Here is a 22,331-nt window from a genome sequence, read left to right on the forward strand (position 1 = left end):
ACCCGGTGGCCGCGAGGCGCCGCGGGCGCGGGACCCGGTACGAGCACGCAGGACGAACCGCAGAAGGAGAAGACCGTGGGCGTTTCCCTGGCAAAGGGCGGCAATGTCTCTCTCAGCAAGGAAGCCCCCGGGCTGACCGCGGTCCTTGTCGGGCTCGGCTGGGACGTCCGCACGACGACCGGCACCGACTACGACCTCGACGCCAGCGCCCTGCTCTGCGACGAGTCCGGCAAGGTCCTCTCCGACCAGCACTTCATCTTCTACAACAACCTGACCAGCCCCGACGGCTCCGTCGAGCACACCGGTGACAACCTCACCGGTGAGGGCGACGGCGACGACGAGGCCGTCAAGGTCAACCTCGTCGCGGTCCCGCCGCAGGTCACCCGCATCGTCTTCCCCGTCTCCATCCACGACGCGGAGTCCCGCGGCCAGAGCTTCGGCCAGGTCCGGAACGCCTTCATCCGCGTGGTGAACCAGGCGGGCGGCGCCGAGATCGCGCGGTACGACCTCACCGAGGACGCCTCCACCGAGACCGCCATGGTCTTCGGCGAGCTCTACCGCCACGGCGCCGAGTGGAAGTTCCGCGCGGTCGGCCAGGGCTACGCCTCCGGCCTGGCCGGGATCGCCCAGGACTTCGGCGTCAACGTCTGACCCACCCCCCGAACACCCGTCGCCCGGCCGGCAACCCAATCCCCCGGGCGGGCGACGGGCTTTTCCCGACCCCTTCTCCGTGCTCCTGTGGGCGCGGGGAGGGGGCGTCTTCGTGTCGGGCGGGAACGTACGCCTGTCGCCCATACGCCCCGTACGCCCATGGCGTACGCCCGGTGGCCGGCGCGGGCACAGGACCGCCTGATTCTGCGCGGGAGGGGACTGGCCCGTCGCCGCCCGGGCACACGTGCGACAAGGGGCCGACGCGCTCGTCGCCGGTCCGCCGCAGGCACGGCACGAGTAAACGAGAGGCGTGTCCCATGGAGATATCCGGGATCATCAGCGCGATCGTCATCGGCATCGTCATCGGTGTCCTGGGACGCCTGGTCGTCCCCGGCCGCCAGCGCATCGGCCTGCTGCTGACCATCGTCGTCGGCATCGTGGCGGCGCTCGTCGGCACCTTCCTCGCCGCCCAGTTCGGCCTCGCCGACACCGGGGGCGTCGACTGGGCCGAGTGGGGCATCCAGATCGCGCTGGCCGCGATCGGTGTGTTCGCCCTGGACCGGGTCGCGGGCGGACGCGGACGACGCCGGTGACCGAGTCCCGGGCCTCCGTCCGCCGCGCCGGGGCGGAGGCCCACCCTCCGGAGCGGGCGTGGCGCGAGGAGCCTTCTGGATGGCGTATAGTTGATTTCACCGACGCGGGGTGGAGCAGCTCGGTAGCTCGCTGGGCTCATAACCCAGAGGTCGCAGGTTCAAATCCTGTCCCCGCTACTGAAGGCCAGGGCCCGGATTCCTTTCGAGGAATCCGGGCCTTCGTCGTGTGTGCGCTGCCTGTGCCGGTACTCGTTCGGACGCTGTCCGCTCGCCGCCGCACGGGGTGGGCGGAAGCATGGGGGAAGCGCTGACGCGGAAGCGGGCGTGTCCGGGCCGGGCCGACCGGGGGCCGGCCGAAGGATCAGGAGACAGGCTGGTGGGGAAACGCGGCGAGCACGCGGAGAAGGAGACGGGCCGGCCGGCCGCCCGGAAGGCCCCGGCGAGGAAGCGGGGCGCACCCGGGCAGGAGATCCTCGGCACCTACAAGGGCGACCGGCACACGGGGGGCCGGTCCCGGACGCTGATGCGCCTGCTGCCCGTGGTGCTGATCGTCGCCGGGGTCATCTTCGACGAGGCCGCGCCGCCCCGCTTCAACGCCAGTCCGCTCTACGCCGCGGCGCCGCTGATCGCCGCGCCGTTCTTCTCGCTCCTCGGCACCGTGCTGACCGGGGTCCTCGCGCTGGCTGTGGTGGTGCTCCTCCAGTGGCAGACCGGGACGCTGGGCGGGGTGGACTCGACCACCGAGCTGCTCACCATCCTCACCTGCGTCCTCCTCGCCGTGCTCAGCAACCGCTTGGTCAGCCGCAGCGGCGAACAGCTCGCCACCGCCCGCAGCATCGCCGAGGCCGCCCAGCGCGCGGTGCTGCCCATCCCCGCCGAGCGGATCGGCGGCTTCGACATCGCCGCCCGCTACGAGGCCGCCCAGGCCGACGCCCTCATCGGCGGCGACCTCTACGCCGTCCAGGAGACCCCGCACGGGGTGCGGCTGCTCGTCGGCGACGTGCGGGGCAAGGGGCTCGGCGCGGTGGAGGCGGTCGCGGTGGTCATCGGTGCGTTCCGGGAGGCCGCCGAGCAGGAGTCGAGCCTGGAGAAGGTGGCCCAGCGGCTCGAACGCGCCCTCGCCCGCGAGGGGGTGCGGCGGGAAGGGCTGGACCAGTTCGAGGGGTTCACCACCGCGCTGCTGGCGGAGATCCCGCCCGGGCAGTCCGTCGTCCGCACGGTCAACCGGGGCCATCCCGAGCCGCTGCTGCTCCACGGCGACGGAGACGTGCGGGTGCTGGTGCCGAGCCAGCCGGCGCTCCCGCTCGGCATGGGAGACCTCGGGGTGTGGCCGGACCGGTCGGACGCGACACCGTTCCCCTCCGGCGCCACCCTGCTGCTCTTCACCGACGGGCTGACGGAGGCGCGGGACCGGAACGGGGTCTTCTACGACCCTGCGTCGCGGCTGACGGGGCGTCGTTTCGAGGCGCCCGACCACCTGCTGGAGACGCTCTCCCGGGAGGTTCGTGCGCACACCGGTTGCGGACCGCAGGACGACATGGCGCTGCTGGCGCTCCGCCGGCCCTGAGGAGTCCGGACTCCGGCCGGAGTCGCTTGCCCGCTGCCGATGCCGTCACCGAGGGTGAGTGAGTAAGCGCTCCCCGCATAACAACTGACATACCGTCAGCTGATCCTGTGGTGGTTCTGTGCAGGCAACTCGCCCGAATCCGCCCCTCGGTGCCCCGGTACGTCCGGGCCCCGGGGTCCAACGATCATCCGGAACAGCTTGGAATCCAGGCCGGGTGTCTATTAACGTTCGATAACGCAGCGCGGTTGTCCCGGCCGTCACCCGAGACGGCTCCGCGCGCACGCGCCGAATCCCGTAGGGAACCGGGGAACCACTCCTTGGGGTGAATCGGACGCCTTTCGAGGCGGCCGTAGGAGACCTTCCTGCTCCGAACCCGTCAGCTAACCCGGTAGGCGAGAAGGAAGGAAAGGAGAGCGCCCGCGTGGCGTCGAACCGTCCTGCCCCTGAGGCCCTGTTCGTGCCGAACGACGAGGACCCGGTCACCGGTCCCACGGCTTACGGACCCGCCGGGGGACCCTGGGAGGAATGGAATCCCACCGAGGAGTCCATCCGTCCCGTCCGCGGCCGGCACCGTGTCGCGAAGCAGCGCGGCGGTGGCCTGGCCCGCTCCTCCACCGTCCTCGGCGTCGGCGTCATCGCCGCGGTGGGCGCCGGCGGTATCGCCACCGCCAAGGAGAAGCCCCCGGTCTCCATCTCGCTCCCCGACCTCTCCTCCGTCAAGGCGTCCCTCCCCGACGCCGATTCGCTGCCGGGCGTCGGCAGCCTGCTCGGCTCCGACAAGGAGTCCGACACGCAGGTGACGGCCAGCCCGCTCACCGGCGCCGGGGTCACCGTCGCCGACACCGAGCAGGGCACCACCGACGCCGGCGAGGCGCTGCGGGCGCGCATCATCCAGCAGGCCGAGCACCAGCAGGACCAGGCGGACCAGAGCGCGGCCCGCGCGGCTGAGCAGGCCGCCGCCGAGCAGGCCGTGGCCGAGGCCGCGAAGGTCCAGGAGGCCGCCGAGAAGAAGCTGGCCGAGGCGGAGCGGAAGAAGGCCGAGGAGAAGCGGAAGAAGGAGGAGGCCGAGCGCCTCGCCAAGCTCGCCGCCAGCTTCTCGCTCCCCACCACCTCGTACACCCTGACCTCGACCTACGGTCAGGCGGGTGCCATGTGGTCCTCCGGCTACCACACCGGGCTCGACTTCGCCGCCCCCACCGGGACCCCGCTGAAGGCGATCCACTCCGGCACCATCAAGGAAGCGGGCTGGGCCGGTTCGTACGGCTACCGCACCATCCTGGAGCTGGAGGACGGTACCGAACTCTGGTACTCCCACCAGTCCTCGATGTCCGTCAGCGCCGGGCAGAAGGTCACCACCGGCGACGTGATCGGCCGTGTCGGTGCCACCGGCAACGTCACCGGGCCCCACCTCCACCTGGAGATCCACCCGGGTGGCGGCGACGGCGTCGACCCGCTCAGCTGGCTGCGGGGCAAGGGCCTCAACATCTGAGACCGGTCTGTACCGTGCCCGCCCGCCGTCATGGCGGGCGGGTTCGCGGTGGGCCGGAACCCGGGCCGGACGCACGCCTGTTGCTCTCCCCTCTTCTCCTGCCGTGCCCGTGTGCCGCCGTGTGCGCCACGTGGCTCCCGCCCGCGCCGTGTCACGGTTCGGGTGGCCGAACTCCGGCGGTCCTGGCGGCTACCCCCCGACGTCAGGGCCGCCGGATCTGTTCGCGCGGGCATGCCTCGGCCAGGAATGGGCGAGCGGGCCGTTTTGTTGATCTCCCCATGACTTCTCTCCGCCCTCTCGGCAATTCTGATCTCGACGTCTTCCCGCTCGCTCTCGGCGGTAACGTCTTCGGCTGGACCGCGGACGAGGCGCAGTCCTTCGCCGTCCTCGACGCCTACGCCGCCGCGGGCGGCAACTTCATCGACAGCGCGGACACGTACTCCTCCTGGGTGCCGGGGAACGAGGGCGGTGAGTCCGAGACGGTGATCGGCAAGTGGCTCGCCTCGCGCGGCAACCGGGACGAGATCGTCGTCGCCACCAAGGTCGGCAGCCACCCGCAGTTCAAGGGGCTCTCCGCCCCCAACGTGAAGGCGGCGGCCGAGGAGTCGCTGCGACGACTCGGCACCGACCGGATCGACCTGTACTACACCCACTTCGACGACCCCTCCGTGCCGGTCGAGGAGATCGTCACCGCCCTCGACGACCTGGTGAAGGCGGGCAAGGTCCGCGCCGTCGCCGCCTCCAACATCAGCCCCGAACGCCTCCAGGAATCCCTGGACGTCGCCGACCGCGAGGGCCTGGCCCGGTACGTCGCGCTCCAGCCCCATTACAACCTCGTCTCCCGCGACACCTACGAAGGCCCGCTCCAGCAGGTGGCGTCCCGCGCGGGCCTCGCCGCGGTGCCGTACTACGCGCTGGCCGCCGGCTTCCTGACGGGCAAGTACCGCCCGGGCACCACCGTGGAGAGCGCCCGTGCCGCAGGCGCCGAGCAGCACCTGGCCACCGAGCGCGGCCAGAAGGTCCTCGCCGCCCTGGACACCGTCGCGGAGGCGCACGGTGCCGAGGTGGCGTCCGTGGCCCTCGCCTGGCTCGCCGCGCGCCCGACCGTGGCCGCGCCGATCGCCAGTGCCCGCACCGTGGAACAGCTTCCGGCGCTGCTGGCCGTCGCCGACCTCACGCTGACCGACGAGGAACTGAGCCTGCTCACCGTCGCCTCCGCCTGACCCCGGACACCGGCCCGGTCGCCGGGCGGAGACGGCTACCGCTGCTGCGGGGGTATGTGCGGCGGCGGGGCGTACGGCGACGAGTGCGGCGCCGGGGGGCCGGCCGGTGCCGGTGCGGGTCCCTGCCCCGCCGCCGGTCCCGGCCAGGGCCCGCCCCACGGCGCCCCGCCCCAGCCCGGAGCCCCGTACGGCGTGCCCCAGCCCCAGCCGCCCTGCTGGGGCGGCAGCCACATCGCGGGCGGCGGGGGCGCCAGCAGACGGGCGGCGTGCAGCTGGGCCGGGCGGATCGTCTCGCGACGCTCCCAGAGGGAGTTGAGCAGGGCGCGCTCGCGGTCGACGAAGTCCGGCTCGGCCTGGCCCCGTTCGCCGCGCCGCCGCAGCACCGCCAGGGTCGTGGCGTCGCGTTGGTAGGCGGCGAGGGCGCGCACCGCCTTGCGGCCGCCGGCGCGCCGGGCGTGGTCCCGGGCGAGGTGGCGGGCGTTCATCGTGGCGAGGGCGGCCGGTTCGGCCGGGGCGAGCCAGCCGGCCGCCACGTAGGCGGGGAGGTGGGCGCGGACGGCGCGCAGCACGTCGGCGCGGGCCCAGACCAGCAGCCAGACGGAGAGGCCGAAGACCGGGACCATCACCAGGGCGTAGACGATGATGAAGCCGAAGGGTCCCATCAGGGTGGCCGAGCCGTTCCACAGGCCGTGCATGCCCATGGAGAGCAGCAGGCCGGCCAGGGGCAGCAGGACCCGGCGCACCCGCCGGCGGCCCGGGGTTCGGGCGGCCAGGCCGAAGCCGATCCCGGTGAGCAGGGTGAAGAGCGGGTGGGCGAAGGGCGACAGCACGATCCGCACGAAGAAGGTGGCGGCGGTGACCGAGGCCATGCCGCTGTCGCCGCTCAACTGGTCGCGGCCGAAGGCGTTCCCGAGGTAGAGGATGTTCTCGGTGAAGGCGAAGCCGGCGCCGGTGAGGCCGGCCGTCACCGCGCCGTCCAGCAGGCCGCGGAAGTGCTGCCGGCGGAAGAGGAAGATCAGGAGCACGGAGACCGCCTTGGCGGACTCCTCGACGACGGGGGCCACATAGGTGGCGCCGACCGCGTCGGGCTTCAGCGGTTCGTCGCCGCCCGCGAACGGTTCCAGGGTGGAGCCGACCAGCCATTCGGTGGCCAGGGTGTTGGCGACGATGGCGATCAGCGCGGCGGCGCAGGCTCCCCAGGCGAAGCAGAAGACCAGGTTCCGCCACGGGCCCGGCTCGACCGCCTCCACCCAGCGGAAGACCGCGAGCAGCAGCGGCACCGGCAGCAGGGCGAGGCCGAGGCCGACGAGGAAGCCGTGCGTACCGGTCTGCTCGCGGACCAGGGCGAGGATGATGCCGCCCGAGACCGTGAGCAGGCCGACCAGCAGGCCCACCCGCACCGCGTGCCGCTGCCACCAGCGCATGCGGGGGAGCGCGGCCGGATACGGGGGCATCGGCGGCGGGGGCGGCAGCGCCTGGCCGGGACCGGCGCCCTCGGCACCGGCCCCGTGCGGCTGCTCGGGCTGCGAGGCCGAGTACGACGGGCTGTTGATCACGAGAACGACCCTAACCAGTTCCCGGAGGGCTGATTAGTCCCGACGAGTGAAAAGACCGCCACAGACCGTCGCGAAAATTTGTCGCCCTGTGCCCCGGTGGCGTCCGTTCCGGTCCACCGCGTCACCCGTGGGTGACGGCCAGCCCTGTCAGCTCGCGGCCGGCTCCGCCACCTTGCGGAAGAGAAGGTCGTGGACGACGTGCCCCTTGTCCAGGCCCTGCCCCTCGAACCGGGTGCGCGGCCGGAACGCGGGACGCGGCACGTACCCGTGCCGCACCACGCCGTCCGTCCCCTCGACCGCGGCCCCGGGCAGCTCCACGGTGTTCTCGAAGGCGGGATGGGCGCTGAGCACGTCGTGCATCTGCTCGGCGTAGGGCTCCCAGTCGGTGGCGCAGTGCAGGAGGGCGCCGGGGGCGAGCCGCGGGGCCGCCAGGCTCAGGAAGTCGGGCTGGATCAGGCGCCGCTTGTGGTGGCGGGTCTTCGGCCACGGGTCGGGGAAGTAGACGCGCAGGCCGGCCAGGGCCTCGGGGGCCAGCATCTCGCGGAGCAGGATGATGGCGTCCCCGTTGGCCACCCGGACGTTGTCCAGGCCCAGCCGGTCGGCGAGGCCCAGCAGGTTCCCCTGCCCGGGGGTGTGGACGTCGACGGCGAGGATGCCGGTGTCCGGGTCCTCGGCGGCCATCCGCGCGGTCGCCTCGCCCATGCCGAAGCCGATCTCCAGGACCACGGGCCGGCCGCCGAACATCGCGTCGAGGTCGAGCACGTGCTGCCCGTCCACGTCGATGCCCCAGGTGGGCCAGAGTCGCCGCAGCGCCTCCTCCTGCCCGGTGGTGACCCGGCTGCGGCGCGGCTGGAAGCTGCGGATGCGCCGCTCGAAGTGGGAGCCGGCCGGGTCGGCCGCGGGACCGGTGCCGTCGGCGAACATCCGGGTGCGCTCCGGCTTGGCCGCCGACGTCCGGGCGCTGCGGGGCGGCGCCGGGACCTGTGAGGTGTCCGGCGCGGCGGTCGCGGGGGCGGGGAGCTGGGGCGGGTTCTGGTTGCTCACGGGAGTCGGGACCGCATTTCGGCGTACGGGGACGGGGACGTCCGCCGGGCACGGCTGAGGTGCGGCCCGGCGCGGGGGAGGGGCACGGAAGCGTCCGCGTCCTGGGCCCCGGAGGGGCGGAGCGCGGGACGGTGCCGCCGCCACGCCTTCCAGTCTACGGAGCCGGGCGCGAAGCGGCGGCGGCCGTGAGCACGGGGGCCGCGATCCCCGTCAGCCCCGCTCCAGCACCCCCAGGACCCGCCGGGCCACCTCGCGGCCGATGGGCAGGGAGGCGGTGGCGGCGGGGGAGGGGGCGTTGAGGACGTGGACGGTGCTCGGGCCCTGGCGGATCAGGAAGTCGTCGACGAGGGTGCCGTCGCGCAGCACCGCCTGGGCGCGCACCCCGGCCGGGGCGGGCACCAGGTCGTCCTCGCGGACCGCGGGCAGCAGCCTGCGCACCGCCCGGGTGAAGGCCGCTTTCGACAGGGAGCGGCCCACCTCGCCGAGGCCGTACCCCGCGTGGCGGCGGGCGAGGTGCCAGAAGCCCGGCCAGGCGAGGGTGCCCGCGAGGTCTGCGGGGCGCACCACCGGCCAGGAGTAGCCCTCGCGGGCCCCGGCCAGGACGGCGTTCGGGCCGACGTGCACGCCGCCGTCCACGCCGCGGGTCAGGTGGACGCCGAGGAAGGGGAAGGCCGGGTCGGGGACCGGGTAGACCAGGCCGCGGACCAGTTCGGGCCGGGCCAGCTCGTAGTACTCGCCGCGGAAGGGGACGATCCGCATCTTCGGGTCGTCGCCCGCCAGCCGGGCCACGCGGTCGCAGTGCAGGCCCGCGCAGTTGACCAGCACGTGGCCGCGCACCACCGTGCCGTCCTTGGTCCGTACGGCGACGCCCCGGCCGAGGCGGCGGGATATGAGGCCGGCCTCGGCGCCGTACCGGATGTCGGCCTTGGAGGACTCGGCGAGCACCCGGGAGACCGCGCCGTAGTCGCAGATGCCGGTGGTGGCGACGTGGATGGCGGCGAGGCCGCGCGCCTCGGGCTCGTACGCGGGGATCTGGGAGGGGCCCAGCTCGCGGACGGGGATGCCGTTCTCCCGGCCGCGCTGGACGAGGGCGTGCAGGCGGGGCAGCTCCTCGCGGCCGGTGGCGACGATCAGCTTGCCCGTGACCTCGTGCGGGATGCCGTGCTCCGCGCAGAACCGGACCATCTCGGCGGCGCCGCGCGTCGCGTACCGGGCCTTGAGGGAGCCGGGACGGTAGTAGACGCCGCTGTGGATGACGCCGCTGTTGCGGCCCGTCTGGTGGCGGGCCGGGCCCTGCTCCTTCTCCAGCACGGTCACGCGGATGCCGGGGCGCTGCCGGGACAGCGCGTACGCCGTCGACAGCCCGACGATCCCGGCGCCGATCACCACCACGTCGGTCTCTTCCCGCACGCGCACCACCTCCCTGCCCCGATAGTGGCCTGCGCCGCTGGCACCGGCCTCAAACCCGTCACCCGATGATCATGGGTGGTGCGGGAGCGCCCGGGCAGTGGCTCAGGTCACCTCGCGCGCCCCTACGCCGGGGCGGTCAGCAGCGGCCGGGCCCGCTCGCGCAGCTCCACCACGCGCGGCTCGTCGCCGTACGGCTCCAGGCGGTGCAGCAGGTCGCGGACGTACTCCGTGGTGCGGGCGGAGGAGATCCGGCCGGCCACCTCCAGGGCGCGCACGCCCTGTTCGCAGGCGGCGTCGAGGTTGCCCGACTCCAGCTCGGCCACGGCGGAAACGATCAGGCGCAGGCCGTGGGAGCGGACGAACTCGTCGGTCGGCTTGGAGAGGGCCTGCTCGGTGAAGCGCCTGACCTGGCGCGGTGCCTTGAGGTCGCGGTAGCACTCGGCGGCGTCGGCGGCGAACCGGTCGTAGGTGTAGAAGCCGAGCCACTGCGGGTCGGCGTCGCCGTCCCGGGAGCGCTCCAGCCAGCCCTCGGCGGCGCGCAGGGCGGCGCCCGCGGCCTGCGCGTCCCCCGCCCGGGCGTGCGCCCGCGCCTCGACCAGACGGAAGAAGCTCATGGTGCGCGCCGTCGCGAGCCCCCTGTTGCGCTCCACCGCCGCCTGCGCGAGGTCGACCCCCTCGTCGCCGAAGCCGCGGTAGGTCGACTGGAGCGACATGGTGGCGAGCACGTACCCGCCGAGCGGGACGTCGGCCGCCGCCCTGGCCAGCCGCAACGCCTGGATGTAGTACCGCTGCGCCGCCTCCTGCTGCCCCGTGTCGAAGGCCATCCAGCCGGCCAGCCGGGTCAGTTCGGCACTGGCGCCGAAAAGGGCGCGGCCCACCTCGTCGGAGTACGAGCCGAGCAGCAGCGGGGCCGCCTCGACCCGCAGGCACTCCGGGACCATCGACGAACGCCAGTCGCCGCCGCCGTACTTGGAGTCCCAGCGGCGCGCGTCCTCCGCCGCCTCCTTGAGTTTGCGGACGTCGGCGTGGCCGACCCTCTGCCGGGGGGAGCCGCCCTCCGAGGGGGCGGCCTCCCGCGCGACCGAGGAGTCGGCCGGGGTTATCAGCCAACGTGAGGCGGGGGTCGCATAGGCGCTCACGGCGAAGGAACCGGCCAGGGACTGCCAGATTCCGCCACCGGCGCGCCGGCCCGCGAGATCCAGCCGGTACAGCTCGGTGGCGGACTTCACCGCCGCCCCCACGTCACGCGGGAAGGCGAGCCCCACCTCAGGCGCCGGATCGGCGTCGGCCAGCCCGATCTCGTGCAGTGGCACCGGGCGGCCGAGTTTCTGCCCGATGGCGGCCGCGATCAGATGGGGCGCGGCGCCCTGCGGCACCATCCCCTTGGACACCCACCGGGCCACCGAGGTCTTGTCGTAGCGCAGCGTCAGTCCCCGCTGCGCGCCGAGGTCGTTGACCCGGCGTGCCAACCCGGCGTTGCTCATTCCCGCGAGGGCGAGAACGGTGCCGAGTTTCTCGTTCGGCCCGCGTTGCTCCCTGGACATGCGCCACCCCTCGACACAGACGGCTGCCGGGGCGCGGCATAGGCGTCCGGCATTCGTAAACCCAGCGTAGTTCGCCGCATCCCAAGCGTTAAGGGGCATAGTTCCGGTTGGCGGGATTGTGGCCGGTGCTCGGCGGGCGCGCGGACGGAGTGTGCTCCGGGCGTGTGGCCGTGCGCCCGGCCGTGCGCCTTACCGGGGCCGGCGGGCTGGCGTTTCCATGGGCGGTGCGTGGGTCGGCCCGCTGACACCGCGTTCAGTGGGCTGGGGGACACCGTCGCCTTCATCCCCGCGGGCGACGGCTCGGTCCGGGAGGCTCTCGGCGCCTCCCGGACCGCACGACACGCCGCGCGCGTCAGCCGGTCTCGTAGACCGGTTCGAAATGGCCGGAACCCGATGGTTCCCCCGCCGCTGCCAGGTCCGGGACCCGGCGACGGCCCAACTGGCTCTTGCCAGGGGCGCATTCGGCTTGGCGGGAGCGCCACCGCAAGCGCTCCCGCGCGCCTCCTTCGTGGCAGCATGGTGCCCATACCGTGGGCGTTTCCCCGCGGCACCCTGTTCTGTCCACAGCCTGTGGAGGCCGTATGCGGTGGTTGGTGGGGTGGAGCAGCGCCTCCACCGGACTCCGTCCGCGCCAGGCCGCGCCCGGCCCGCCACCCCCGGCACACGCCACCACCCCGGACGGCACCGGCCTCGGATACGGCGCGTACGCCCCCGAACCGGGCGCGGGACCCTTCGGCGCGGGCGCGGAATCCGTCGGCATCGACGACGAGGACGGCGGCCTGCTCACGCCGGTCGGCGCGCGGCTGCTCTGGGACGGGCCCGACCCGCTCTGGGCCGTCGGTGACTGGAGACCCGACGAGATCCGTGTCGTCCGCGCCGACGCCGACACCCGCATCGCCGTCCTCGGCACCTGCGCCGCCACCGACGAGCAGCTGAGAGTCGGCCTGTTCGCCGCCCGCGGCGGCGCCCTGCGCCACCTCACCGCCTGGCCCGGCAGCTACACCGCCGTCGTCCAGGCCGGCCGGCGCACCACCGTCCTCGGCGACCTCGCCGGCGCACGCCCCGTCTTCCACACCCCCTGGGCCCGCGGCACCGCCTACGCCACCGCCGCCCTCCCGCTCGCCGACCTGATCGGCGCCCCGCTCGACATCGGCCACCTCGCCGCGCTGCTCGCCCTGCCCGACGTGCCCGAGGCCGTCCACGACACCACCCCCTTCCTCGGCGTCCACCGCATCCCGCCGGGCCACGCCCTGATCCTGCGCAACGGCGCCCGCGAGATCGCCGGGTACGAACCGGTCGCCTCCCTCGCCGTAGCCGCCCCGGCCGCCGACGCCCACAGCGCCGTGGACGGGGTCCGCGACGCCCTGGTCGAAGCGGTCCGCGCCCGCCTCGACGCACCCCGGCACGTCCCCGCCTTCGACGCCGACCCCGGACCGGTCCCCGGCATGGGCCCGCACGAGCGGCGCGCCGCCCGCGGCCTGCCCGCCCCCGGCATGGGCGCCGACCTCTCCGGAGGCCCCGCCTCCGCCACGCTGGCGCTGCTCGCGGCGGGGCTGCCCGGGCTGCCCGGCACCGTCCTCGGCCACGGCTCGGGGGCCGGCGAGCGGCTGCGCGCCCTCACCTTCAACGACCTCTCCGCGGCCGGTTCCGGCGCCGAGACCGAGCGGGCCGGCGCACTCGCGGCCGACCCGCGCCTGCACCACGTCGTCGTCACCGGCGCCGAGGACGCGCTCCCCTTCGCCGAGCTGGACGGGCCGCTCACCGACGAGCCGGGCCCCACCCTCGCGTTCGCCGCCCGGCACCGGCTGCGCCTGGCGTCCGGCAGCGCCGACCACCTCACCGGGCACGGCGCCCGCCAGGTCCTCGACGCCCACCCGGCGCGCCTCGCCGACCTGCTGATGGACCGCCGCAGACGCAACCTGGTCCGCCCGGTCGCCGCCCTGACCCGCGCCGACGGCTCCGCCACCGTCCCCGCCCGCGTCTACGCCGCCGCCCGCCGCCTCGCCAGGACGCCCTACCGCGCCGGCATCGAGGCCGCCGCCGACCGCCTGCTGCACCGCTCCTTCGACGAGAGCCCCGGCGCCGTCGGCGCCTCGCTGGCCGCCCTCACCTGGGCCCGGCCAGGACCCGCCGCCCGCTGGCTGACCGGCGAGGCCCTCGCTGAAGTGTCGTTCCGCCTCGCCGACGCCGCCGCCCGCCCCGGCCCCGGGCCCGGCCAGCGCCCCGGCGAGTTCCGGGCCCGCGCGGCGCTGGCCCGCCACGCCGCCGACCTCCGCGTCCTCGAACAGGCTGCCGAGGTCCGCTTCCAGCGCCTGCACACCCCGTACCTCGACAACCAGGTGGTGCGTGCCTGCCGCGCGCTCCCCGAAGCACTCCGGGTGCGCCCCGGCGCGCGCGCCGAGGTGCTGCGGACGGTGCTCGAAGGGGCCGGGGTCACCGAACTCCCGGAAGGCTGGGGCGCGCCCGAGCCGGGGGCCGCCGCGACCGTCGCCAGGACCGGGCTGCGGGTCGCCATGGCCGAACTGGTCGCCCTCTTCGACACGCCCTTCCTCGCCCAGACCGGCCTGGTCGAGGCGCGGACCGTGCGGCGCGCGCTGCGGGCCGCCGCCGACGGGGACCCGCTGCCGGTCGACGGCCTGACCCAGCTCGTCTCCGTCGAACTGTGGCTGCGTCGTCTCGCCACCCGCCGGGGCTCCTGTTGGACCGGCACCTCGCCGCGGCGTCAGCGCGCCGTGCCCGAGGGGATCGCGCCGGCGCAGCGCGGCGCGCTCGGCGCCGCCGGGCGCGGCTGACCGGCGCTCACCCGCTCTCTTCCGCGCCCTGCGCGCCCTCTTCCCCGTCCGTGCCACCCGTGCTGCCGGGTTCCTCGGCGCCCGACGACTCCCCGTCGCAGGTGAACCGGGACTCCGCCCAGTCCGCGAGGGCGAGGTTGCCCCCGGCCGACCTCGGCTCGGCGACCAGCGTCACCGTCTTGCGCCCGGTCAGCCCCACCCGTACCGGAACCGCCGGGTCCCCGCCCTCCACCCACGGCGAGCTCCAGAGTGTGACGCCGTCCGCCCGCACCGAGAACCGGGCCTCGCCCAGCCCCATCGTCAGATCGTCGATCCCGACCAGCGCCTGGTAGGCGGAGCAGGGCCGGTTCAGATCGATCGTCACCGACGAGGCGCCGTGCACGGTCACCCCGTCCGCGTAGGGCGTCCCGCCGATCGACAGCCCCTGCCGCTGCCACACCCAGCTGCTCTCGCCCGGCCGCATCCGCGGCTGCGTGGCGTCACCGAGGGGCGCGTACGCCAGCTCGCTCCAGCGGTACGCCTCCGGGGCCGGCGGCGGGGGAGGCGGGGCCGGAGCCGGGGGTTCCGGAGTCGGGGCCGGGGACGGCGGTGGGGGTTCCGGCGTGGGCGTCGGGGTAGGGGTGGGCGTCGGTGTGGGTTCCGGGGTCGGTGTGGGGGTGGGCTCCGGGGTGGGCTCCGGTGCCGGGGGCGGAGCCGGAGCGGGAAGTTCCGGCGCCGGGGAGGGCGGCGGGGGCTGGGGGGCGGCCGGCTGGGCGACCGGGGGCTTCTGGCGGGGCGGCTTGGCCGGGTCGCTGTCGCCGATCAGGACCAGGGCCAGCGCGACCCCCGCCGTGACGGCCAGCGCCGTGCCGATGCCGATCTTCACCGGGGTGCTGGCTCCTTCCGCGGCCGCACCCCCCGCCGCGCCCCCGGAGGCCGCCGCCGAACCGGCTCCCGCCGCGCCCGCCGCACCGCCGCCGATCAGCGCCATCACCTTCGCGTACCCCGCCGCGCCGAACCAGCCGATCACCGCGACCGGGACGACCGCCGGGATGCCGCCCGCGACTTCCTTGATCTGGAGCGCCGCCAGCCTGCACTGCGAGCACTCCTTGAGGTGCGTCCGCAAGCCCTGCTCGGCCCGCGCACGCAACCCGCCCCGGGCGTACGCCCCTAGCCGGTCCGCGTACCGGGCGCACTCCTCGTCCCGCGTGAGCGCCGTGCTGACGTGCGCCTGGAGGTACGCCTGCTTCAGTCCCTCGCGTGCCCGGGAGGCGAGCACCCGGGTGCCGTTGGCGTCGAGCCCGAAGAGGGTCGCCACCTCGCTCGGCGACTCGTCCTCCACCTCGGTGTGCCACAGCACCGCCTGCCACCGCTCGGGCAGCGTGCGGAAGGCGCGCATCGCCATCGACTGCTCGGCCTCGTGCATCGCCAGCACGTCCGCGCCGAGGTCGAGGGTGTCCTCGTCCGACACCTCCGCCGTGCGGGCGGCCTGCGCGGCGAAGACCGCGAAGTCCTCGACGAGTTGTTCCCGCCGGGCCGTGCGCGTCCAGCCGGCCGCCACCCGGCGCACCGTGGTGAGCAGATAGGCGCGGACCGCGTGGGTGGGCCCTGCCCCGCCCCGCACCGCCTGGAGCGTCCGGGCGAACACCTCGGCGGTCAGGTCCTCGGCCGTGTGCGCGTCCCGGCAGCAGGTCCGCGCGTACCGGCGGACCGCCTCGGCATGCCGCCGGTACAGCTCCTCGTACGCCCCGTCGTCGCCGCCGCGCATCCGCCGGACCAGCGCCGCGTCGGGCACCGGGCCGTCCGGGAGCGGCGCGGGCGACTCCGCCTCGGCGAGCTCGCGCCGGCGCTGCTCGGGCACGCCTGCGAGGTCACCGGGGGCCGGACCGTCGAGCGGCGGGCGCGCGGGGCCGCCGGAGGGCGCCTGCGCCCAGCCCGGCCGGCCGGCCCCCTGCGCGGGCACCTGGCCCTGCTCGTATCCCTCGGACGAACCGCGGCCCGTCCGATTCGGACCGTCATCCTTCATGGCGGAAGCCCCCGCTGGCCGACCCGTAAACGCTTGCGGGCGAAAGCCTGGCACAGGCCGCTCCCCCTGATCCTCCACACGCATCCGGATCACTCGTCCGAGGGGTTTTCGCGGCCTCTCCCTTCACGCCGGCCCACCCGGCGGGGGATCATGCGCCGCGCAGCGGGGGCCCAGGGCGCAGCGGGTCGCCGGCGCGGCCCTTCGTGCCTGGTGGCGGAGCCGGAACCCGGCGGAGGGCGCCCGGGGCGCACGGCCCGGGAGGGCGCTCCCGTCCGCGCCTCAGGTCCACGCGGACGCGGGCGCGGCACGGGCGTCTGGGCGGGCACGTCGGAGAGGGAACGGGATGGTGTGCCCGGAGGCAGGGCGGAGCCGCGGCACACCCACCCGGGCCAGACCGCGCCCCGTCCGAGCAGAAGCGGGCGGGGCCGACGGGCGGGAGCGGAACCGGGCCACCTCACCGGCCCGGTGGGATCACGGCGAACTCCGAGGTCAGGCAGGCCGCGAGCGCAGGCCCTCCAGCAGGATCTCCAGCAACCGCTCGGAGGCGGCGGCCTGCTGGGCCGTGTCCGGAAGCGCCGGCGCAGCCGTGGCGATCACCAGCAGGACGTCGGCGACAGTCACGTCGGACCGCAGCTCGCCCGCCTCGCGGGCCCGCTCGACCAGCCGGCCGACGACGTCGAGCAGCGCGCCCGTCCCCGCCGAGTCCTGCTCGGCCTCGGGCGCCTCCCGCTGCTCGACCAGCCGCAGCTCGCCGCCCGTACCGGGCTCGGCCTGGCGCTGCTGGGGCACCCGGGCGGGGTCCTGGCCGGTCAGCGCCGTACCCACCTCGACGCGGAGCATCCTGGGCGGCAGCAGCCGGCCCGCGCCCGACTCGACCGAGGTGCGCAGGAAGCGGGAGAGCGCCGACCACGGCTCGTCCTCCTGGCCCAGCGCCGCCCGCGCCTGGTCGGTCAGGCGGGCCGTCTCCTCCTCGGCGATCCGCCGGACCAGCACGTCCTTGCTGGGGAAGCGGCGGTAGACCGTGCCGACCCCGACGCGGGCGCGGCGCGCGACGTCCTCCATCGGCGCGCCGTACCCGAGCTCACCGAAGACCTCGCGGGCGGCGCGGAGCACGTGCTCCAGATTGCGCTGGGCGTCCACCCGCAAGGGTGCCGAACGGCCGGCCGGGCCGGACGGTGCGGTTCTGGGGGCCGTCGATGTCGTCGCCGGCCACTGAGAGTCCTGAATATGCATGCGTTCCCCCGGTCATGGCGTCTCCCCCCGGAGACTCCCCGCCATATGTGAGTCGCGAGTCTGAGGAGCGGCCAGCCCTGCGGGCACCCCCCAGCACCCCGACGGCTCACGAACATAGTTGAGCCGGAGTCAATTCAGAAGGGGCCCGTTCCGGGCGTGGCGCGCCCTGATCGAAGTACGCACCGGTTCACCCCGCAATGCACCCCCTGTGACCGCTGGTTACCATCGGGCTGACCTGCGTAACTTCGAATCCGGCCAACCTCGGGCGGCTCCCCGGCCTTTCCGGCTGTCCGGTCATACGAATCGTCGGGCCTGTGGACAAAGTCCGTCCGCCGATGCGTCATGGGAAGGTGAAGGCCTCGAAATCCCGGGACACGACCTCCGGCAGCGCACCGGCACGCATCCTCATCGTGGGCGGCGGCTGCGTCGGCATGTACACCGCTCTGCGGCTGCGTGCGAAGAGCAGACCCGGGGAGACGGAGATCGTCCTCGTCGCCCCCGAGCCGTACATGACGTACCAGCCGTTCCTGCCCGAGGCGGCGGCCGGCTCCATCTCGCCGCGCCATGTGGTCGTGCCGCTCCGCCGCGTCCTGCGCGGCTGCCGCCTGCTGGTCGGCGAGGCCGTCACGGTCGACCACGCCGCGCGTACCGCCCACGTCCGCACCAAGGCCACCGACGACGAGGGCGCCGGCCCGCTCGAAGTGCGCTACGACGAACTGGTCATGGCCCCCGGCTCGGTCTCGCGGACCCTGCCCGTCCCCGGCCTCGCCCACCACGGCATCGGCTTCAAGACCGTCGAGGAGGCCATCGGCCTGCGCAACCACGTCCTCGAACAGATGGACATCGCCTCCTCCACCCGCGACCCCGCCCTCCGCGACGCCGCCCTGACCTTCGTCTTCGTCGGCGGCGGCTACGCGGGCGTGGAGGCGCTCGGCGAACTGGAGGACATGGCCCGGTACGCCACCCGGCACTACCACAACATCCAGCCCGAGGACCTGAAGTGGCTCCTGGTCGAGGCCGCCGACCGGGTCCTGCCCGAGGTCGGCCCCGACATGGGCCGCTACGCCCTCCGCGAGCTGCGCCGCCGCAAGATCGACGTACGGCTCACCACGCGCCTGGAGAGCTGCGAACGCCGGGTGGCCGTGCTCAGCGACGGCTCCCGGCACCCCACCCGCACCCTGGTGTGGACCGCCGGCGTCAAACCCCACCCCGTGCTGGCCGCGACCGACCTGCCGCTCGACGGGCGGGGCCGACTGCGCTGCACGCCCGAACTCGCCGTCGTCGGCACGCCGCACGCCTGGGCCGCCGGGGACGCCGCCGCCGTACCCGATCTCACTGTCGGGCCCGTGGTGCGGGAGCCGGCCGACGGAGCGGGCGCCCCGGCCGGAGCGGACGGTGGCCCCGACCCCGATCCCTCCGCGCGCCCCACCGCACCCCCCGGCGTGCCCGAATGCGCCCCCAACGCCCAGCACGCCGTCCGCCAGGCCAAGGTGCTCGCCGACAACCTGCTGGCCACGCTGCGCGGCGAGGCCCCGCGGCCGTACCGGCACGCCTACGCCGGATCGGTCGCCTCGCTGGGGCTGCACAAGGGCGTCGCCCACGTCTACGGGCGCAAGCTGAAGGGCTATCCCGCGTGGCTCATGCACCGCGCCTACCACCTCGGGCGGCTCCCCACCTTCAACCGGAAGGCCCGTGTCCTGGCCGAATGGACCCTCTCGGGCCTCTTCAAACGCGAAGTCGTCTCCCTCGGCTCCCTGGAGCATCCCCGTGCGGAATTCGAACTCGCGGCCGGGAACAAACGCCCGAACGAGTCCTCCTGACGCCGATACGGAACCCCCCTCGGACAACCGGCGTCTGACGGAATCGACCGGGTCCGCCCGGCCGGCCGTGTGACGATGGTCCGGCTCCGGACCGCCGGGCACCGCCCGGCCGCCACCGGCCCCGGACGGGCGACGCCCCACCGGAAGCGACACAGCAGGCATGATCCAGCGCCCACCGGGAATCCCCCGTTCCGGCCCCCACCCGGACCGGGCGGTCCTCACCCGCCCCAACCCTCACTCCCCGCACACGACAACACGAGGCGAGAATCGGTGAACTTCACGCGATGGAGCCCCCGGTTCCCCGGCACCCAACGCCGCACCACCCGGCGCGCCGACACCGGCGCCGTCCCGGCCGCCCGCGCGGGCACCGACCCCACCGGGCCCGCCGCCCGCCTCGAAGACCTGCCCGTACGCGCCGTCCTGGACCGCGTCCCGGCCCTCGTCGCGGTCCTCCAGGGCCCCGCGCACCACATCGCGTACGTCAACGACGCCTACACCGAGGCGTTCGGCGTCCGCCCGATCGGCACCCCGGCCGACGAGACCATGCCGGAACTCGAAGAGCTGGGGCTCCTGACCCTCCTCGACCAGGTCCTGCGCAGCGGCCGCCCCCGCACGGTCAAATCACGCCGACTTCCCGGCGGCCGCTCGTACACCTTCACCTGCACCCCGATCACCGTCCCCACCGCCGACGACAGCGGCGCGCAGGCCGAGGACGGCGACGCCCAGAGCGCCGAATCCGGGGTCCTCGTCTTCGCCGCCGACGTCACCGACCAGGCCGACGCCGCCGAACGGCTGCGCGCCAGCGAACGCCGCCAGCGCGAGACCGCCGTCACCCTCCAGCGCTCCCTCCTCCCGCAGGAACTCGAACAACCCGACGACCTGCGCATCGCCGCCACCTACCAGCCCGGCGGCGCCGACGCGGCGGTCGGCGGCGACTGGTACGACGTGATCACCCTCGGCGGCGGACGCACCGCCCTGGTCATCGGCGACGTCATGGGCCGCGGGGTCCGCGCCGCCGCCGTCATGGGCCAGCTGCGCACCGCCGTCCGCGCCTACGCCCGCCTCGACCTGCCCCCGCACGAGGTCCTCCAGCTCCTTGACGGCCTCGCCACCGAGATCGACCCCAGCCAGATCGCCACCTGCGTCTACGCCGTCCACGACCCCAACGAGGGCCGCCTCGTCTACGCCTCCGCCGGCCACCTGCCGATCCTGGTCCGCGACGAGCACGGCGCCATCCACCGCGCACCGGAACCCACCGGTCCGCCGCTCGGCACCGGTGGCTGGCTGCACACCTCCGACACCATCCCGCTCGCCCCCGGCTCCACCGCCGTCCTCTACACCGACGGGCTGGTGGAGCGCCGCGACGCCGACATCGACGAGGGCCTCCATCAACTCGAAGCAGCCCTCGCCGGAGCCACCGGCAGCCCCAAGGTCGTCTGCGACCGGCTGATGCGCGCCCTCGGCGTCACCGAGACCCACGACGACGACGTCGCCGTCCTCGTCCTCCAGCACCCCGCCCGCGTCGGCGGCGACGCGGAACTCTTCCGGAACGCCGCCCTCGACCTGCTCGGCGGCGTCGAGGCCGCACCCCGGGCCCGCGCCTTCGCCTCCGGCGTCCTCACCAGCTGGCGGTTCCCGCCCGACCTCCACGACCTCGGGGTCCTCGCCGCCAGCGAACTGGTCGCCAACTCCCTCCAGCACGGCACCCCGCCGATGCGCCTCAGGCTCCGCAGGACCGACCGCCGCCTGATCATCGAGGTCACCGACGGCGACGACCACCTCCCGCGCCGCCGCCGCGCCGACGCGGGCGACGAGGCCGGCCGCGGGATCGCGATCATCGCCACCATCGCCTCCAGCTGGGGCAGCAGACGCACCCCCGGCGGCGGCAAGTCCGTCTGGTGCGAATTCGCCCTCCCCACCACCTGACACACGAAAGCGCGCCCGCCCCCTGCCGGGGACGGACGCGCTCCCTACGCCTCCTACACGCGCGACGGCGTCGACTCGGCCGTCCCCACGACCGGTACGGCCGCCACGCCGCCCTCCTCGGGCCGCCCCACCGCGACCACCCGGCTCCCCACCGGCTCCGGCTTGTCCTGCTGAGGCAGCAGCACCCGCCCCAGCCGCAGCGCCAGCACCGAGATCAGCAGCGAGAACAGCACGAACGTCACGATGTACGGCCCGTGCAGCGTCGCCCCCATCGGCCCGCCCACCGCGGGCCCCACCGCCAGCGCCAACTGCTTCACCAGCGCGAAGGCCGAGTTGTACTGCCCCACCATCCGCGCGGGAGCCAGGTCCGCCACCAGCGGCGCCACCGTCGGCGCCAGCATCGCCTCACCGAGCCCGAAGAGCGCGTACGTGGAGATGAAGGCGGCCGTCGCCATGGCCTCGCTGCCGTGTCCGAGACCGGCGTAACCGGCGGCCAGCCACGCCACCGTCCAGATCAGCCCGACCAGCGCCACGACCCGGCTGCGCCGGCGCCGCTCGACCAGCTTCAGGACCGCGAACTGCGCGATCACGATCATCGCGGTGTTGGCCGCCAGCGCCACCCCCAGCGTCGACGGGGAGATCCCGGCCGCTTCCACGCCGTAGGCGGACAGGCCCGACTCGAACTGGCCGTAGCAGGCGAAGAAGAGCACGAAACCCAGCACGCACAGCTGCACCATGGCGCGGTGGCGGAGCAGCGCCCGTATGCCCCCGCCACCGGCCGGAGCCTCGGCCCCGGGCGCCTGGTCCGTGATGACCGGGCTCTGCGGCAGGCGCACGGTGAGCGCGACGCCGGCCAGCACCAGGAACATCACCGCTTCGATCGAGAAGAGCAGCAGGAACGACCCCGCCCGGTGCTCGTCCACGATCTGGCCACCGATGAGCCCGCCCACGCCGAGGCCCAGATTCTGCAGGAAGAACTGCATGGTGAAGGCCCGGGTGCGGGTCAGCGGCGTGGAGCACCAGACGATCATCGTGGCCAGGGCCGGCTGGAGCACGGCCGAACCGGCGCCCAGCAGCGTCGCCGCCAGCACCGCGGTCACCGCGGTCGAGGCGAACCCGAGGCAGAGGGCGCCCACCGCGCCCAGAACGGAGGCGGCCACGACGACGGGCAGCGGCCCGCGCCGGTCGATCACCCGCCCCACCACCGGCAGGACGACCAGCGCCGCCATCGCGAACGCGGCGAGGACGAACCCCGCCGTACCCGCGCCCAGCCCACGCACCTGCGCCACGTAGACGTAGAGGAACGGGACCGTGAACCCGATCCCGAACGCAGCGAGGGCACTGCCCAGCTGAATCCTGTGCAGCGCCGCACCCATCGCCCTGGTCACTTTCACCTGCCTTAGAGTCGTAAGACTTCAGAGCTAAACTTCGAAGCTAAACGATACACACTGAAGGACTTCAACGCCAAGGCGAGCCGT

General features: G+C 74.5%; 15 protein-coding genes, 1 tRNA gene and 1 riboswitch. Of the genes, 9 read left to right on the forward strand and 7 right to left on the reverse strand.

The genetic code is table 11. From position 1 onward, the window contains the following. Positions 1 to 75 precede the first annotated feature (75 nt). From OIM89_RS15925 to OIM89_RS15950, 6 genes are all read left to right on the forward strand, one after another. Positions 76 to 651: a TerD family protein gene (locus tag OIM89_RS15925; RefSeq protein ID WP_030699405.1), complete on the forward strand. Its 576-nt coding sequence runs from the start codon at positions 76 to 78 to the stop codon at positions 649 to 651. Positions 652 to 968: 317 nt separating this feature from the next. Beyond that, complete coding sequence (locus tag OIM89_RS15930; protein ID WP_030699406.1) at positions 969 to 1,244, forward strand: GlsB/YeaQ/YmgE family stress response membrane protein; 276 nt, start codon at positions 969 to 971, stop codon at positions 1,242 to 1,244. 103 nt (positions 1,245 to 1,347) lie between these two features. Further along, positions 1,348 to 1,421 (forward strand) — tRNA-Met (locus OIM89_RS15935). Positions 1,422 to 1,620: 199 nt separating this feature from the next. Continuing rightward, positions 1,621 to 2,811, forward strand: a complete 1,191-nt coding sequence (locus OIM89_RS15940; protein ID WP_030699407.1) for a PP2C family protein-serine/threonine phosphatase — start codon at positions 1,621 to 1,623, stop codon at positions 2,809 to 2,811. 273 nt (positions 2,812 to 3,084) lie between these two features. Further along, positions 3,085 to 3,221: riboswitch (cyclic di-AMP (ydaO/yuaA leader) on the forward strand. A gap of 11 nt (positions 3,222 to 3,232) precedes the next feature. After that, positions 3,233 to 4,300: a M23 family metallopeptidase gene (locus OIM89_RS15945; RefSeq protein WP_047466514.1), complete on the forward strand. Its 1,068-nt coding sequence runs from the start codon at positions 3,233 to 3,235 to the stop codon at positions 4,298 to 4,300. A gap of 278 nt (positions 4,301 to 4,578) precedes the next feature. Next, positions 4,579 to 5,523, forward strand: a complete 945-nt coding sequence (locus OIM89_RS15950) for an aldo/keto reductase (RefSeq protein WP_217467126.1) — start codon at positions 4,579 to 4,581, stop codon at positions 5,521 to 5,523. Positions 5,524 to 5,558: 35 nt separating this feature from the next. Here OIM89_RS15950 and OIM89_RS15955 read toward each other — a convergent pair whose 3' ends face one another. The 4 genes from OIM89_RS15955 to OIM89_RS15970 form a co-directional block, all read right to left on the reverse strand. Beyond that, a complete protein-coding gene (locus OIM89_RS15955; RefSeq protein ID WP_195730779.1) occupies positions 5,559 to 7,079 on the reverse strand; it encodes a PrsW family intramembrane metalloprotease in 1,521 nt (506 codons plus the stop codon). Between the two features lie 147 nt (positions 7,080 to 7,226). After that, positions 7,227 to 8,123 (reverse strand): tRNA (guanosine(46)-N7)-methyltransferase TrmB, encoded by an 897-nt coding sequence (gene trmB / locus OIM89_RS15960; protein WP_030699411.1) that lies wholly within the window; start codon positions 8,121 to 8,123, stop codon positions 7,227 to 7,229. Between the two features lie 210 nt (positions 8,124 to 8,333). Further along, positions 8,334 to 9,533 (reverse strand): L-2-hydroxyglutarate oxidase, encoded by a 1,200-nt coding sequence (lhgO, locus tag OIM89_RS15965; RefSeq protein WP_030699412.1) that lies wholly within the window; start codon positions 9,531 to 9,533, stop codon positions 8,334 to 8,336. A 122-nt stretch (positions 9,534 to 9,655) separates the two neighbouring features. Beyond that, the gene (locus tag OIM89_RS15970; protein ID WP_226965485.1) at positions 9,656 to 11,077 is read right to left on the reverse strand and encodes an MFS transporter; all 1,422 of its coding nucleotides are present in this window, start codon (positions 11,075 to 11,077) and stop codon (positions 9,656 to 9,658) included. Between the two features lie 581 nt (positions 11,078 to 11,658). On the opposite strand from OIM89_RS15970, the gene OIM89_RS15975 reads away from it, so the two are divergent. Next, positions 11,659 to 13,869 (forward strand): asparagine synthase-related protein, encoded by a 2,211-nt coding sequence (locus tag OIM89_RS15975; protein WP_151168918.1) that lies wholly within the window; start codon positions 11,659 to 11,661, stop codon positions 13,867 to 13,869. 7 nt (positions 13,870 to 13,876) lie between these two features. Here OIM89_RS15975 and OIM89_RS15980 read toward each other — a convergent pair whose 3' ends face one another. Both OIM89_RS15980 and OIM89_RS15985 read right to left on the reverse strand, forming a co-directional pair. Beyond that, positions 13,877 to 15,874 carry a sigma-70 family RNA polymerase sigma factor gene (locus OIM89_RS15980; RefSeq protein WP_151168920.1) on the reverse strand — a complete coding sequence of 666 codons (1,998 nt, stop codon included), beginning with the start codon at positions 15,872 to 15,874 and terminating at the stop codon, positions 13,877 to 13,879. Between the two features lie 489 nt (positions 15,875 to 16,363). Next, entirely contained in the window at positions 16,364 to 17,014 is a 651-nt protein-coding gene (locus tag OIM89_RS15985) for a TetR/AcrR family transcriptional regulator (protein ID WP_037665735.1), read from the reverse strand. Positions 17,015 to 17,442: 428 nt separating this feature from the next. Between OIM89_RS15985 and OIM89_RS15990 the strand changes: the two genes are divergently transcribed. Both OIM89_RS15990 and OIM89_RS15995 read left to right on the forward strand, forming a co-directional pair. Beyond that, positions 17,443 to 18,927, forward strand: coding sequence for an NAD(P)/FAD-dependent oxidoreductase (locus OIM89_RS15990; RefSeq protein ID WP_226965484.1), 1,485 nt, complete (start codon positions 17,443 to 17,445; stop codon positions 18,925 to 18,927). A 270-nt stretch (positions 18,928 to 19,197) separates the two neighbouring features. Next, the gene (locus tag OIM89_RS15995; RefSeq protein ID WP_030700080.1) at positions 19,198 to 20,853 is read left to right on the forward strand and encodes a SpoIIE family protein phosphatase; all 1,656 of its coding nucleotides are present in this window, start codon (positions 19,198 to 19,200) and stop codon (positions 20,851 to 20,853) included. A gap of 53 nt (positions 20,854 to 20,906) precedes the next feature. On the opposite strand, the gene OIM89_RS16000 is transcribed toward OIM89_RS15995, so the two are convergent. Beyond that, complete coding sequence (locus tag OIM89_RS16000) at positions 20,907 to 22,229, reverse strand: MFS transporter (RefSeq protein WP_030700079.1); 1,323 nt, start codon at positions 22,227 to 22,229, stop codon at positions 20,907 to 20,909. Positions 22,230 to 22,331 lie beyond the last annotated feature (102 nt).

Source organism: Streptomyces sp. BI87, from assembly GCF_025957665.1.
Classification (GTDB): Bacteria; Actinomycetota; Actinomycetes; order Streptomycetales; family Streptomycetaceae; genus Streptomyces; species Streptomyces albidoflavus.

Coding starts and splice junctions, on each gene's coding strand:
- OIM89_RS15975 (WP_151168918.1), top strand. CDS start 11,659: ATGCGGTGGTTGGTGGGGTGGAGCAGCGCCTCCACCGGACTCCGTCCG.
- OIM89_RS15980 (WP_151168920.1), bottom strand. CDS start 15,874: ATGAAGGATGACGGTCCGAATCGGACGGGCCGCGGTTCGTCCGAGGGA.
- OIM89_RS15990 (WP_226965484.1), top strand. CDS start 17,443: ATGCGTCATGGGAAGGTGAAGGCCTCGAAATCCCGGGACACGACCTCC.
- OIM89_RS15930 (WP_030699406.1), top strand. CDS start 969: ATGGAGATATCCGGGATCATCAGCGCGATCGTCATCGGCATCGTCATC.
- OIM89_RS15950 (WP_217467126.1), top strand. CDS start 4,579: ATGACTTCTCTCCGCCCTCTCGGCAATTCTGATCTCGACGTCTTCCCG.
- OIM89_RS16000 (WP_030700079.1), bottom strand. CDS start 22,229: ATGGGTGCGGCGCTGCACAGGATTCAGCTGGGCAGTGCCCTCGCTGCG.
- OIM89_RS15970 (WP_226965485.1), bottom strand. CDS start 11,077: ATGTCCAGGGAGCAACGCGGGCCGAACGAGAAACTCGGCACCGTTCTC.